Genomic DNA, 13,645 nt, shown 5'->3' with positions numbered 1-13,645 from the left:
CTGTTACAGGCGGGTCGTTGCGTTGGGCCGTGGCCTAACGCAACGCGACGATGGGATCGGCTGGTTTGGGCGAACGGGGCAACCCGGTCAGTAAAGGATGGTGCGGTTATTACTCGTCCGCCAACCAATCCAGCGATGTGTCCAGTGAACGTGCCAAAGCACGATAAGTAGCGATGGAGCCGACTCGTTTTCCATTTTCTATTTCAGAAAGAAACCCTGCTGCCAGTCCGGATCGGATAGCCAATTCTCTTAGTCCGAGACCGCGATACTCTCTCCACACACGGATGGGATTCTCACCATCCATGATACGGTTGGCGAATTCCGCGGGCAATGTGATTCCGGTGCGAGCGGTCTGAGCCGCCAGCACGTCCTCAAGATCTTCCAGACGGGTTCGGAGAGCGTCGTACTCCGCCCGTGGGATGGTGATTGTATCAGTCATAGGCTGCTCCTCTCGGTCGGACATCGATAACGACCATGATAGTGACGATGCCACTCTCGATGGCGAAAATCACCCTGTGGTCGCCGACGCGCAGACGGAAAAGATCCGAGTTAGTTAACTGAATGACGTTATTGGCGAGCGACGTTGGGTCTTGCGCATACTGTTCGATTTTGGATCGAATCCTGTTGCGAACGTTGGCCGGCAGCTTGCGAAGCGACTTGGCCGCTTGGGCTTCGTATTGAATCTGCATCGTTTGACATGGATCATTCTCTCCGTGATGTTCGCACTTAGCGAACGATAATGCAACTCCGGAATTCGTGGCGGCTGAGTAGCATATGCCCGTATAAGCCCCACAACTCCGCGCCCCTCACGCCAGCTCCGGATACCCCACCGCCGCGGCCTGGGCCGCCAGGCCGGTGACGACGCGGTAGGCCCGGTCGGGCAGGAAGTCGAAGCCGTCGAGTAGCAGTTCGGCACGCACCGCCGACAGGCCGGGCGACGACGCGGCAGCCTGGAGCGCCGCCCGCAGGGCGGCCAGCGTGTCGTCGTCGGTGCCGGCCGCGGTGACCAGCGGCAGGCAGGGCGTCGCCGCCGTCACGGCCAGGACGCGGACCCCGTCCACCAGGGCGGCGCGATGGCGGCTGAGATGGGCGAAGGTCACGCAATCCACCGCCGCGACGTCGGCGCCGCCGTCGGCCACCCGGTTCAGGCTCGCCAGATGGCTGCCGCTGACCGACACCGAGCCGAAGAAGCGGCCGTCCCGGGCCAGCGGGGCGACCGCCGCGCGCAGCATGTTCATGCCGGTGTTGCTGTCCCAGCCGTTGATCACGCAGCGGCTGCCGCGCAGTTCGACTAGACGCTGCACCGGGCTGTCCGCGCCGACGACGATGAAACCGCGGTGGCGGCTGCCGCTGCATCCCGGCGCCCGGTAGCGGGGCGTCGCCACGACCCTGACCATCCCGCCCAGCCGGGTCACCAGCGGCAGCCCGCAGGTCTGGCTGAGGAGCAGGTCGGGCGCCTGCCACAGGTCGGCCGGCTCGCCGTCGAAGGTCAGAAGACCGGGCACGCCGTCCAGGCCGGCCTCGTCCATGTGCCCCGCCACGGCATGCCACAGGGCCGCGTGGGCATCCCGCAGTTCCGGCAGATCATACATCGGCAGGGAGGCCCGCCGGACGGCGAGGGCGGTGGGTGCTGCTTCGGAGCCCGCTCCTCCAGGACTCATGGGCGCCGGCCGATCGGCAGCGGAGCCTGCGCGGCCCGGCTGCGCCGGGACCTCTGCGCCGTCGCCGTCTGTGCCGCAGTCTGCGACGCTTCCAGCGCGTCGAGCGCCACCCAGCACCGGATCATATGTCCCCCTCCCGCATCGCGCCACGGCGGCGCCTCGCTCCGGCACTTATCATACGCCCGCGGGCACCGGGTTTGGAACGGGCAGCCTTCGGGCCGGTCCGCCGGGCTCGGTGCCGGCTTGTCCAGGCTCACCGCGCGCTCCGGGGCGGCGGCACCGAGCCGCGGCACCGCCTCGATCAGCGCCTGGGTATACGGATGGAAGGGCGGCCGGAACACCCGCTCGGTCGGCCCGACCTCCACCAGCTCGCCCAGATACATCACGCCGATCCGATCCGACAGGTAGCGGACCACCGCCAGGTCGTGCGAGATGAACAGGTAGGCCGCCTGGCTTTCCCGCTGGAGGTCGAGCAGCAGGTTCAGGATCGACGCCTGGACCGACACGTCCAGGGCGGAGGTCGGCTCGTCCAGGATCACCAGCCGGGGATCGCCGGCGAAGGCGCGGGCGATGGCGACCCGCTGGCGCTGGCCGCCCGACAGCCGGTCCGGGGTGGCGCCCATCATCTCCGCCGGCAGCTGCACGTCGCCCAGCAGGGCTGCCGAGCGATCGCGCTTGCGCCGCCCGCCCAGGCCGGCCAGCACCCGCACGGCCCGGCCCAGGATCGAGGCGACCCGCTTGCGCGGGTTGAGCGTCGTGTCCGGCGTCTGGAACACCATCTGCACGTCGCGGCGCTGCCGCCGGGTGCGCCGGCCGGCCTGTCCCGCCACCCGCTCGCCGGCCAGGGCCACCGTGCCGGCGCTGGGCGGCACCAGCCCGGCGATCACCTTGGCCAGCGTGGACTTGCCGCTGCCGGATTCGCCGACCAGCCCGAAGGTCTCGCCCGGCGCGATCTCCAGGTCGATGTCCTTGAGGATATGGGCGCGGCCGTAGCGCCGCCCGACGCCGGTAAGGCTGAGAAGCGGCATCCCCTGGATCGGCTCCGGCACCGGCTCCGGCCGGCCGCGGGCGGCGCTGCCGGGCGCCGGGGTCTCGCCGTGGAAGAAACAGCGGCTGAGATGGCGGGTGCCGGCGCGCAGCAGGTCGGGATGCTCGACCCGGCAGACCTGGCGGGAGATCAGGCAGCGCGGCTCGTACAGGCATCCCGTGCCCAGGTCGGCCAGGTCGGGCACGCCGCCCGCGATCCCGGCCAGCCGGCGGTCGCGCTTGCGCACGCCGAAATCCGGGATGCAGTCGAACAGCGCCGCGGTATAGGGATGCCTGGGCCGCTTGAAGACTTCCGAAACCTTGCCCTGCTCGATCAGCTCGCCGGCATACATCACCCCGATCCGGTCGCAGACCTGCTGGACCACGGCCAGGTTGTGGCTGATGAACAGGATGGCAGCGTTCATCTCCCCACGCAGGTCGGCGAACAGGTCCAGGATGTCGGCCTGGACGGTGGCATCCAGCGCCGTCGTCGGCTCGTCCAGGACCAGCAGGGCCGGGTCGGTGGCGAGCGCCATGGCGATCACCGCGCGCTGCTGCATCCCGCCGGAGAGCTGGTAGGGATAGAGGCCCGCGACCCGGTCGGGGTCGGCGATCCGGACCCTTCGCAGCATGCCGAGCGCCGCCTCGGCGGCGTTCCGGCGGTTCATGCCGGCATGCAGGCGGAACACCTCGGCCACCTGCTCGCCGATCCGGAGCGTGGGGTTCAGCGCGCCGCCGGGGTTCTGGTAGACCATGGCGATGCGGCCGCCGCGCACCCGGCGCAGCTCCGCCTCGCCGAGCCGGAACAGGTCGCGGCCCTCGAACAGGACATGGCCGCCGCTGAGGATGCCGTTCTTCGGCAGGTGGCGCATCACGGCCATGGCGAGCGTGGACTTGCCGCAGCCGGATTCGCCGACCAGCCCATAGGCCTCGCCGGGCTGGATCACCAGCGAGACGCCGCGGACGGCATCGACCCGGTCGCGCCGGCGCCGGTAGCTGATGGTGACTTGGTCGAGCTCGAGCAGGGGGGCGGATGCGGTCACGGCTCCAGATATTCCTTAAGCCCGTCGGCGGCCAGCCCGATGGCGACCACCACCCAGGCGATCGCCAGGGCGGGAAACAGGACGGTCCAGGGGGCGGTGGTCAGCAGCGCCTGGTTCTCGCTGACCATCAGGCCCCAGTCGGGGGTCGGCGGCTGGACGCCCAGGCCCAGGAAGCCCAGCGTCGCGGAGGTGAAGACGGCGTAGCCGAGCCGGACCGTCCCCTCGACGATCAGCGGCCCTCGCACGTTGGGCAGCAGCTCCATCGCCATGATGTAGAGGGCGCCCTCGCCGCGGAGCTGGGCCGCCATGACGTATTCCTTGCGCGCCTCGACCAGGGCGGATGCTCGCACGGTGCGGGCGATCAGCGGCGCGAACACCAGCCCGATCACCAGCACCACGTTGCCGGTCCCGGCCCCCAGGAAGGTCAGCGCCAGCATGGCCAGGATGACGATCGGAAAGGCCATGACGGCATCCAGCACGCGCATCACCACCTCGTCCACCCAAGACCCGAACCAGGCGGTGGCAAGGCCGATCGCGGCGCCCAGGACCAGTCCCAGCAGCGTCGCCGCGGGCGCTATGGTCAGCACATAGGCGCCGCCATGGATCACCCGGCTGAGGATGTCGCGGCCGAGCTGGTCGGTGCCGAACCAGTGGGCGGCCGACGGCGGCTGGGAGATCGCCAGGAAGTCGATGTCGGCGGGCGGGTAGGGGGCGATCCAGGAGGCGCCCAGCGCGGTCGCCACCCAGACCAGGATCATCAGCGCCCCGATGGCGAGCGAAACGGTGCCGCGCGGCATCGCCATCCGGCTCCTTCGGTCAGTGAGCGTTACGGCCATGGCGTACCCGTGGATTCAGCGCGGCATAGAGGAGATCCGCCGCCAGGTTGCCCAGGGCGAACACGAAGGTGATGGCGAGCGAGCAGCCGACCAGCAGCGGGATATCCTTGTTGGTCGCCGCGAAATGGATCAGGCTGCCGATGCCGGGATACTTGAACAGCGTCTCGACCACCACGAGGCCGCCGACCAGCCAGCCGATCTGGGCGCCGATCACGGTGATGGTCGGCAGCAGCGCGTTGCGCAGGACGTGGCGCCGGATCACGGTCCGCTGCGGCAGCCCCTTCAGCACGGCGGTCCTTGTATAGTCCGACGCCAGGGCCTCGATCATGCTGGCCCGGGTCATCCGGAACAGGTAGGCGAACAGAAGAAGCACCAGACAGCCGACCGGCAGCACCAGATGGGCCGCCACGGTCAACGGTCCGGCGCCTTCGGGCGGCAGGGCCTGGATCGGCAGCCATCCCAGCCAGATGCCGAAAACCAGGATCAGGAAGACCCCGGTGACGAACTCCGGCAGGGCTCCGACCGCCAGTCCGACGATCGACAGGACCCTGTCGAACAGCCCGCCTTCCCGCCGCGCCGCGGCCACGCCGGCCGCGACCGCCAGCGGGACCAGCACGGCAAGGCCGCTGCCCGCCAGCAGGAGGGAGCGGCCCAGCCGTTCCGCCACCAGGGGGAGAACGGCGGTGTCGAAGGCGTAGGACCGGCCCCAGTCGCCCCGTACCACGCCGGCCAGCCACTCGGCGTAGCGGACCGCAAGCGGCCGGTCGGCGCCCAGCTCGGCGTTCAGCCGCTCGACCGCGTCCTGGGGCGCGAATGGCCCCAGGATGATGCGCCCGACGTCGCCGGGCAGCACGTTGGTGATGGCGAAGATCAGGATCGACGCCACCGCCAGCGTCACCAGGACCAGCAGGACGCGGCGCCCGAGGAAGCGGAGCATGCCCGCCCCCTCAGGCGTCCAGCCAGGTCTGGGCCATGTCGAGATAGTTGGACATGCTGCCGGTCAGGCCCTTCACGCCGGTGCGCGCCGCCCGCAGGTTCTTGTTGAAATAGGCGATGACGGCCGGGACCTCGTCGTTGAGGATCGCCGCCATCTCGGAACCCAGCTTGCCGCGCTGCGCCACGTCCGGCTCCGCCTCGAACCGGGCGAGCAGGGTGTCGAACGCCTCGTTCTTCCAGTGGGCGGCGTTCCATTCGGCGTCGCCGCGGAAGGACTGCGCCAGGATCTGCGCCGCGACCGGGCGGCTGGTCCAGTCCGTCAGGCCGAAGCCGACCTCCGTCCAATGATTGTAATAGAGGTTGGTCGGCTCTACCTTCAGGTTCACCTTGATCCCGGCCGGCGCCAGCATCTGCTGGGCCAAGGCGGCGTATTGCGGCAGTTCCAGGTACTGATGGGTATAGAGGTCGATCGGGAAGCCCTGGGGGTACCCCGCGTCGGCCAGCAGCTGGCGCGCCTGGGCGATGTTGGCCTGGCGCTGCGCCAGCTCGATCTTCTCCGGATATATGGGCGCGATCGGATGGTCGTTGGCGACGTCGGCAAGCCCGCCCAGGAGCCCGCGGACCATGGCCGGACGATCGAAGCAGAGGGCGACCGCCTGCCGGACCCGCTTGTCGTCGAACGGCTTCATGTCGGTCCGCATGCACAGCTGCCGGTGGTCGGCGGCGTCTGCCTGGATCAGGGCTATGTTCGGGTCGTTCCGGATGCCCTGGGCGTCGATGTAGCTCAGCTGCTGAACCACCTGGACGTCGCCGGACTGGAGCGCCAGCACCATCGGCTGCGGCGATTCGAAGGTCTGGATCTCCAGCCGGTCCAGATAGGGCTTGGGCTGGTCCCAGTAGTCGGCGTTGCGCTCGAACTTCGCCCCTTCCTGCGGCCGGTAGGAGACCAGCTTGAACGGCCCGGTGCCGATCGGCTTCTCGGCGAAGTTGCCGGCATAGTCGGCCGGCAGGATCACGCAATTGTAGGTGTGGGTGAAGTAGGGGAAGGTCCCGATCGGCCGGTCGAGCGTGAAGCGGACGGTGTGGTCGTCCACCTTGGCGACGCCCTCCTTCTTGAGGAACGGCATGGCGCCGGCGGCCGGCGAGGCGTTGGCCGGATCGACCAGCCGCTGGAAGGTGGCGACCACGTCGTCGGCGGTCAGCGGGCGCCCGTCGTGGAACTTGACCCCCCGGCGCAGCGCGAAGGTCCAGACCTTGCCGCCCTCGCTCGGCTCCCACGAGGTCGCCAGCACCGGGCGCAGCGTCAGGTCGGGCTCGGCATAGACCAGGTATTCCGCGACCTGCTGGACGATCGCGATGCCGCCCGAGCTGTTCAGCCGGACCGGGTCGATCGAGGTGGCGGCCGGTACCGCGATCTTGAGCGAGCCGCCGCGCCGGGGCGTGCCCTGCGCGGAGGCCGCGACCGGCCAGGCCGCCGCCCCGGCGAGGCCGAATGCGACCCCCAGGGCCAGCGACGACGCTCCGGCGAGGAACTGGCGGCGGGTGGCGCCTTCGGCCGTCGGGCCCGGCGGGGTGGTGGCGGGAAAGCTCCCATCGGTGCGCTTTTCCATGGTTCTGGTGCCTCCAGTTCTTGGGCGCGCACGTCGCGCGGCGCCGGTCTTCCGCAGTGTTCAGGGCCAGGGACCTGCCAGGACAGGGACCCGTCGGTCAAGTTTCATACAGGCTGTCGGATCAGCGCCGAAGGAGCAATATGGCACCGTAGCCGTGTTCTTCGGATAAAATGGTGACAATAAACGCCAGGGGCCGGATTTGGTTGCCGGCGTAACCCGACCGGTCGGGTCGGGCGGCGATGGTTCCAGGGGAAAGACCTTAACGCTTCCTTATCGGTCGCCGGGCCAAGCTGGTCCCGACGCTGTTTGCATGCCGGGACCCCTGCGACCTGATGGCGACCGCCGCCCAAGCCACCGCCCCTGGATCCGGCCCCGCCGGTCGCGACGTCGAGCCCGTCTCGCTGGCCGGGCGATTCGAGATACAGCCCGGAAACCCGCTGCCCGCCCTGGACGGGCCGGCTGGCAAGGCCTATGCCGTGCGCGCGCTCCGCGACCGCAGGATGGAGGTCTTCGCGATCGTCGCGACGTCGGGGGTGCCCGCCCGCATGGACCTGCTGTCCGGCATCCGCGGGGTCGAGCATGTCGCCCTGATGCGCATGGTCGAGTGGGGCGTGGTCGACTGGCCGCTCGACGGGCTGAAGCGGGTCGTCTTCATCCTGGAGAATCCCGGCGGGCGCCGGCTGATGAACAGCCTGAACGACACCCGCGAGCAGATGACGGAGGAGCAGATCACCCGCGCGGTGATCCAGCCGCTCGCCTCGGCGCTCCGCGAGCTGTCCAGCCGGGGCATCGTCCACGGCGACATCCGCCCGACCAACATCTTCCTGCGCGACCAGGGTACGGCGGGCGTGATGCTGGGCGAATGCGTCTCGACCGTGACCTCCTTCGGGCAGGCGCCGCTGTTCCTGACGATCGAGCGCAGCATGGCGCAGCCATCGGGGCGGGGAACCGGGACCACCGCCGACGACCTCTACGCGCTGGGCGTCACCGTCCTGCTGCTGTTCCTGGGCCGCAACCCCGTGCGCCACCTGGACGACGAGGCGATGCTCCAGGCCAAGCTGGACCGCGGGACCTATCCGGCGCTGGTCGGCACGGCGCGGCTGTCGCTCAACCTGATGGAGCCGCTGCGCGGGCTGCTGGCCGACGACCCCAAGATGCGCTGGACCCTGAACGACCTGGATCTCTGGCTGAGCGGCCGGCGGCTGAGCCCCAAGCAGCCGCAGGTGCCACGCAAGGCGGCGCGGCCCTTCGAGTTCTCCGGGGCGACCTATTGGCACTGCCGCGGGCTGGCGCGGGTCTTCGCCAGGAACCCGGCCGCGGCCGTCCCGGTGATCGAGAACGGCGACCTGGACCGCTGGCTGCGCCGCAGCTTGGGCGACGAGGCGCGCGCCGAGGCGGTGGCGACCGCGGTCGATTCGGCCGGCGCCAACAAGGGCGGCAACTTCGAGGAGCGGCTGGTCGCCCGGGTCTGCATCGCGCTCGATCCGCCGGCGCCCATCCGGTACAAGCAGAAGTCGGTCATGATCGACGGCTTCGGCACCGCCATGGCCGAGGCCTTCGCCCGCAACGAGGGCTACCAGGCGCTGGGCGAGGCGATCTCCGCCCAGCTGCCGATGTTCTGGGTCGGCATGCAGAGCGAGTTCAAGGCCGAGTACGTGCCCCTCAGCCAGACCTTCGACGCGCTGCGCACCCTGCTGGAACGGCTCGGCTCCGGCTACGGCATCGAACGGGTGCTGTACGAGCTGAACCCGATGCAGCCCTGCTTCAGCCCCATGGTCCGCAACCACATGGTGACCAGCGCCAACGAGCTGCTGACCGCGCTGGAGGAGGTCGCGGGCCAGCCCGGCCGCCCGCGCGAGCCGATCGACCGCCACGTCGCGGCTTTCCTGATCGCGCGCTACCGCAAGCTGGACGAGCGGCTGATCGCGCTGACCACGCCCAGCGGGGAGACGCTGCGCCGCATCTCGGCCATGGTCAACGTCCTGGCCGAGGTGCAGAAGCGCTACGGGCCGGCCAGCCTGCCGAACCTGTGCGGCTGGATGATCGACCTGATCGGCCCGGCGATCGACCGCTTCCACAGCCGTCCACACCGCGCCAAGCTGCGCGGCGAGGCGGCGCGGACGGCGGCCGAGGGGAACCTGCTGGGCCTGCTGAAGCTGATCGACGATCCGGCGGCGATCCGCAAGGACGAGATCGAGTTCGCCCGGGCGCGGCGTGAGTTCCAGATCGCCGGACGGGAGGTCGAGAAGCTGAAGCGGGAGATCGCGAACCGCACGGAGATCGCCGAGAGCTCCGGTCGGCAGGCGGCGGCGGTGGTATCCAGCGTCTTCGCCACCGTGGCCCTGGTCGGCATCGCCGTCTACATGGTGATGCTGCGATGAGCCGGGAAAGCGGAAAGAGGCGCAAGGGCGATTCCAGCGGCATGGTGACCGCGCTGGTGATCCTGTTCCCGGCGGGACTGATCTTCCTGCCGAGCGCGATCCTGCTGGCGGTCGGCATGATCCCGACCGCGGTCGCCTATGTGGTGGACCGCGACCCGGACAAGACGGCGCCCATGACCGTGGGGGCGCTGAACTTCGTCGGGGTGGTCGCCTTCGTCATCAGCCTATGGCAGGGCGGCCACACCATGGGGGCACTGTCCAAGGTGATGTCGGACCCCTTCGCCTGGCTGGTCATGTACGGCGCCGCCGGGATGGGCTGGGCGCTCTATTACGGGATCCCGCCCGCGGTGGCGGGCTGGATCACGCTCCGCGCCGAGAACCGCATCGCCAAAAGGCTCGGCGAGCAGCAGGAACTGATCGCCGAATGGGGGCCGGAAGTCAGCGGCATCGTCGAGGAGGAGAAGCCGGAGGAGTAGGGCGGCCGGCCCTACTGGGCCAGCCGCTGCTCGATCGCCGCGTTCTTGATGTTCTTCTGGAGCTTCTCGAACGCCCGGACCTCGATCTGGCGCACCCGCTCGCGGCTGATGCCGTAATGCTGCGACAGGTCCTCCAGCGTGGTCGGCTCGTCGCGCAGGCGCCGCTCGGTCAGGATATGCCGCTCGCGCTCGTTCAGGTTGGTCATGGCGCTCTTCAGCAGGGCGCGGCGCTTGCTCAGCTCCTCCCGCTCGGCCAGGTGGATCTCCTGGGTGTCCTGCTCGTCGACCAGCCAGTCCTGCCATTCGCCCTCGCTGTCGGCGCGCAGCGGCGCGTTCAGCGAATGGTCGGGGCTGGCCAGGCGGCGGTTCATGTTGACCACGTCCTGTTCCGGCACGTCGAGCTTGGTCGCGATCTGCGTCACGTGCTCCGGCGACAGGTCGCCCTCGTCGATCGCCTGCATCTGGCCCTTCAGCTTGCGCAGGTTGAAGAACAGCTTCTTCTGCGCGGCCGTGGTGCCCATCTTGACCAGCGACCAGCTGTGCAGGATGTATTCCTGGATGGCGGCCCGGATCCACCACATGGCGTAGGTCGCCAGCCGGAAGCCGCGGTCCGGGTCGAACCGCTTGACCGCCTGCATCATGCCGACATTGCCTTCCGAGATCAGCTCCGACAGCGGCAGGCCGTAACCCCGGTAGCCCATGGCGATCTTCGCCACCAGCCGCAGATGGCTGGTCACCAGCTTGTGCGCGGCCTCGGTGTCGCCGTGCTCGCGCCAGGACTTGGCGAGCATGAACTCCTGCTGCGGCTCGAGCATGGGGAACTTGCGGATTTCCTGAAGGTAACGGGCCAGATTGCCTTCGGAACTGATCACCGGAACGCTGGGAGTGTTCGACATTTTCTAGCCCCTCTCTTCGGGCGGTGGTTTTTCGTGCCTGAGTAACCTTGGTCCCCGACCGCCGCGGGGACCGACCCATCCGGGGCTCGGCCTTTCCGACCATAATACCCCACTTGACAGCTCAGGTATAGTTTTAAATCGATTCCAAGCTGCCTATTAACCTTTGGATGTCCAAAGGTAATTCGGATTCGAACTGCATCGGCCGGGCGTCGCGCGGGTGGTTGAACCGCAGCGCCACGGCGTGCAGGGCCTGTCTTCCCAGTGCAACAACCGCGTCCCGAACCGGTTCCGGGAGTCCGCGGGCCTTGGCGGACGCGGCCCCGGGTCCGATTCCCTTGGATGCGCCCTTGATACCAGTTTTACGGACACCATAGACAGGATCGCCGATCAAGGGATGTCCGACATGGGTCATATGCACCCTTATTTGATGTGTCCGCCCCGTCGCCAGCGTGCATTCCACGAGCGACGCCCAGGTTCCGAACGCCTTCAGCACGCGGTAGCGGGTCAGCGCGGGCTTGCCGCCGGAGACGACGGCCATCTTCTTGCGGTCCGCCGGGCTGCGCCCGATGTCGCCGGTGATCTCGCCCCGGGCGGGGGAGGGGACTCCGGCCACGACCGCGTGGTAGGTGCGGCTGAGCGACCGGTCGGCGAACTGGGCGGCGAGGCCGCCATGCGCCAGGTCGTTCTTCGCCACCACCATCAGCCCGCTGGTCTCCTTGTCGAGCCGGTGGACGATGCCGGGCCGGCGCACGCCGCCGATGCCGGACAGCCGGTCGCCGCAGTGCCAGAGCAGGGCGTTGACCAGCGTCCCGTCGGCGTTGCCCGCGGCCGGATGGACCACCATGCCGGCGGGCTTGTCGATCACCAGCAGGTCGTCGTCCTCGTAGACGACGGCGAGCGGGATTTCCTGGGGAACGGGGAGCGCCGGTTCCGGCTCAGGCACCAAGACGTCGAAGGTCTGGCCGGGTTTGACCCGCAATGACGGGTCGGCTATCGTCCGGCCGAGACTCGAAACCCGACCCTGGTCGATCAGCGAGCGGATACGGGTGCGCGACAGGCCGTCGAGCCCGCAGGCCAGAAGCTTGTCCAGCCGTTCGCCCCGGTCCGCCTCGGCCGCGGTGAAGCTGAACGGCTCGCCCTCCGGATCGGCTTCGCCGTCCGGATCTTCCATCTCGTCCTCTTCGTCAGCCGTCATCTTCAACAGACTGGACCTCGATCGTGCGGGCACTAAAAGCCTTCCTCGTCATCATGGGCCTCTTCATCGCCGCTGGGTTCGTCTTCATCGGCTATGAGGTCTACAACCGCATGACCGATCCCGAACGCCGGGCGGAGCCGGGCGCTCCGCCGCCCCCGCCGCCGGGCGGAATCCCCGAAACCGCCCTGGGCCTGCCCGAGGGCGCCACCATCGAAACCGTGGTGCCGTCCGGCAGCCGGGTCGTCTTCAGCGTGCGCCTGCCCGGCGGGCAGGGCGACCGCCTCTACGTCCTCGACCCCCGGAACGGTGCCGTGACCGCGACCGTCACGACCGGCCCGGCCAGCGGAACACCAGCCGGCGAAACAAGCCCCGACGATGCCCGGCCTGCCGCCCCGCGCCAATGATGCCCATCACACCCCGTTATACTGTATCATTCCAGCATACAGTCGATCTTGCCCGCAACACCGGATCAGAGTCCCGTGAACTTCACCAGTGACAACGTGACCGGCGCCGCGCCGGAAATCCTCGAAGCCCTCGTCGCCGCCTCAAGCGGCCCGACGCCGTCCTATGGCGAGGATCCGCTGACGGCCCGCGTGTCGGAAAAGCTGTCCGCCCTGTTCGACCACGAGGTGGCGGCCTTCCCCGTGGCGACCGGATCGGCGGCCAACGCCCTGGCCCTGGCAGCATTGGCGCCGCCTTACGGCGCGGTCTACTGCCATGAAATGTCCCACGTCAACACCGACGAATGCGGCGCCCCGGAGATGTTCACCGCCGGCGCCAAGCTGGTCGGCCTTCCCGGCCCCGGCGGCAAGATCGAGCCCGCGACCCTGCGCGCGACCCTGGAGAAGGCGGGCGCCGGCGTCGTCCACCATGTCCAGCCGGCGGCGGTGACGCTGACCCAGGCGACCGAATCCGGCACGGTCTATACCCCCGCCGAGGTCGCGGCCCTGTCCGAGGTGGCCCGGTCCCACGGCCTGCCGGTCCACATGGACGGCGCCCGCTTCGCCAACGCCGTGGCGCGCCTGGGCTGCTCCCCCGCCGACCTGACCTGGCGCGCCGGCGTGGACGTGCTGTCGTTCGGCGCCACCAAGAACGGCGCCCTGGCCGCCGAGGCGGTGGTCTTCTTCAAGCCGGAGCTGGCCCGAAGCTTCGCTTTCCGCCGCAAGCGCGCCGGCCACCTGTTCAGCAAGATGCGCTTCCTGTCGGCCCAGCTCGACGCCTATCTGGAAGGCGGCCTGTGGCTGCGCCTCGCGACCCACGCCAACGCCATGGCCGACCGCCTCGCCGCCGGCCTCGCGGCACTCCCCGGCGCCGACCTGCGCGACCCGGTGGAAGCCAACGAGATCTTCATCAGCCTGCCCGAGCCGGTCACCGCCGGCCTGCTGGAGCGGGGCTATGCCTTCTACCGCTGGGACGGCCCGGTGGTGCGGTTGGTGACCGCCTGGAACACCTCGGCCGAGGACGTGGACCGCATGATCGCCGACGCGCGGGCGCTGGCGAAAGCTTGAACGGCGACGCTCGATGGCGAAAATCTGAACGCCCGATGAAATAGCCCTTGCGGGAGGCCGGCACGTTGGCTATACAG

At 69.2% G+C, this 13,645-nt stretch carries 13 protein-coding genes; 4 read left to right on the top strand and 9 right to left on the bottom strand.

What is annotated here, in order from left to right; genetic code table 11:
- Positions 1 to 109: 109 nt before the first annotated feature.
- The 7 genes from JL101_RS17900 to JL101_RS17870 form a co-directional block, all read right to left on the bottom strand.
- Positions 110 to 439, bottom strand: coding sequence for a helix-turn-helix domain-containing protein (locus JL101_RS17900; RefSeq protein WP_203097134.1), 330 nt, complete (start codon positions 437 to 439; stop codon positions 110 to 112).
- Positions 432 to 689 (bottom strand): type II toxin-antitoxin system RelE family toxin, encoded by a 258-nt coding sequence (locus tag JL101_RS17895; RefSeq protein ID WP_203097135.1) that lies wholly within the window; start codon positions 687 to 689, stop codon positions 432 to 434. The genes JL101_RS17900 and JL101_RS17895 overlap by 8 nt, the downstream gene beginning before the upstream one ends.
- Before the next feature lie 117 nt (positions 690 to 806).
- On the bottom strand, positions 807 to 1,661 hold the full coding sequence (locus JL101_RS17890) for a phosphate/phosphite/phosphonate ABC transporter substrate-binding protein (protein ID WP_203097136.1): 855 nt from the start codon (positions 1,659 to 1,661) through the stop codon (positions 807 to 809).
- Positions 1,658 to 3,730, bottom strand: coding sequence for a dipeptide ABC transporter ATP-binding protein (locus tag JL101_RS17885; RefSeq protein WP_228434928.1), 2,073 nt, complete (start codon positions 3,728 to 3,730; stop codon positions 1,658 to 1,660). The genes JL101_RS17890 and JL101_RS17885 overlap by 4 nt, the downstream gene beginning before the upstream one ends.
- On the bottom strand, positions 3,727 to 4,533 hold the full coding sequence (locus JL101_RS17880) for an ABC transporter permease (protein ID WP_203097137.1): 807 nt from the start codon (positions 4,531 to 4,533) through the stop codon (positions 3,727 to 3,729). Before JL101_RS17880 ends, JL101_RS17885 begins: the two co-directional genes overlap by 4 nt.
- A gap of 13 nt (positions 4,534 to 4,546) precedes the next feature.
- Positions 4,547 to 5,503 carry an ABC transporter permease gene (locus JL101_RS17875; RefSeq protein WP_203097138.1) on the bottom strand — a complete coding sequence of 319 codons (957 nt, stop codon included), beginning with the start codon at positions 5,501 to 5,503 and terminating at the stop codon, positions 4,547 to 4,549.
- A gap of 10 nt (positions 5,504 to 5,513) precedes the next feature.
- Entirely contained in the window at positions 5,514 to 7,112 is a 1,599-nt protein-coding gene (locus JL101_RS17870; RefSeq protein ID WP_203097139.1) for an ABC transporter substrate-binding protein, read from the bottom strand.
- Between the two features lie 332 nt (positions 7,113 to 7,444).
- On the opposite strand from JL101_RS17870, the gene JL101_RS17865 reads away from it, so the two are divergent.
- Positions 7,445 to 9,493, top strand: coding sequence for a protein kinase domain-containing protein (locus JL101_RS17865; protein ID WP_203097140.1), 2,049 nt, complete (start codon positions 7,445 to 7,447; stop codon positions 9,491 to 9,493).
- Complete coding sequence (locus JL101_RS17860; protein ID WP_203097141.1) at positions 9,490 to 9,969, top strand: hypothetical protein; 480 nt, start codon at positions 9,490 to 9,492, stop codon at positions 9,967 to 9,969. The genes JL101_RS17865 and JL101_RS17860 overlap by 4 nt, the downstream gene beginning before the upstream one ends.
- Positions 9,970 to 9,980: 11 nt before the next feature.
- Here the strand turns inward: JL101_RS17860 and rpoH are convergent, their stop codons facing one another.
- Both rpoH and JL101_RS17850 read right to left on the bottom strand, forming a co-directional pair.
- The gene (gene rpoH, locus JL101_RS17855) at positions 9,981 to 10,865 is read right to left on the bottom strand and encodes an RNA polymerase sigma factor RpoH (RefSeq protein ID WP_203097142.1); all 885 of its coding nucleotides are present in this window, start codon (positions 10,863 to 10,865) and stop codon (positions 9,981 to 9,983) included.
- Positions 10,866 to 10,998: 133 nt separating this feature from the next.
- Positions 10,999 to 12,060 carry an RluA family pseudouridine synthase gene (locus JL101_RS17850; protein WP_203097143.1) on the bottom strand — a complete coding sequence of 354 codons (1,062 nt, stop codon included), beginning with the start codon at positions 12,058 to 12,060 and terminating at the stop codon, positions 10,999 to 11,001.
- A 23-nt stretch (positions 12,061 to 12,083) separates the two neighbouring features.
- Here JL101_RS17850 and JL101_RS17845 point away from each other — a divergent pair, with 23 nt between their 5' ends.
- Together JL101_RS17845 and JL101_RS17840 are read left to right on the top strand one after the other, a co-directional pair.
- Positions 12,084 to 12,464: a hypothetical protein gene (locus JL101_RS17845; RefSeq protein ID WP_203097144.1), complete on the top strand. Its 381-nt coding sequence runs from the start codon at positions 12,084 to 12,086 to the stop codon at positions 12,462 to 12,464.
- 75 nt (positions 12,465 to 12,539) lie between these two features.
- Positions 12,540 to 13,568, top strand: coding sequence for a threonine aldolase family protein (locus tag JL101_RS17840; protein WP_203097145.1), 1,029 nt, complete (start codon positions 12,540 to 12,542; stop codon positions 13,566 to 13,568).
- Positions 13,569 to 13,645: the final 77 nt, after the last annotated feature.

The sequence above is a fragment of the Skermanella rosea genome (assembly GCF_016806835.2).
GTDB lineage: Bacteria > Pseudomonadota > Alphaproteobacteria > Azospirillales > Azospirillaceae > Skermanella > Skermanella rosea.
This window is presented reverse-complemented; position numbering and strand designations above follow the sequence as displayed.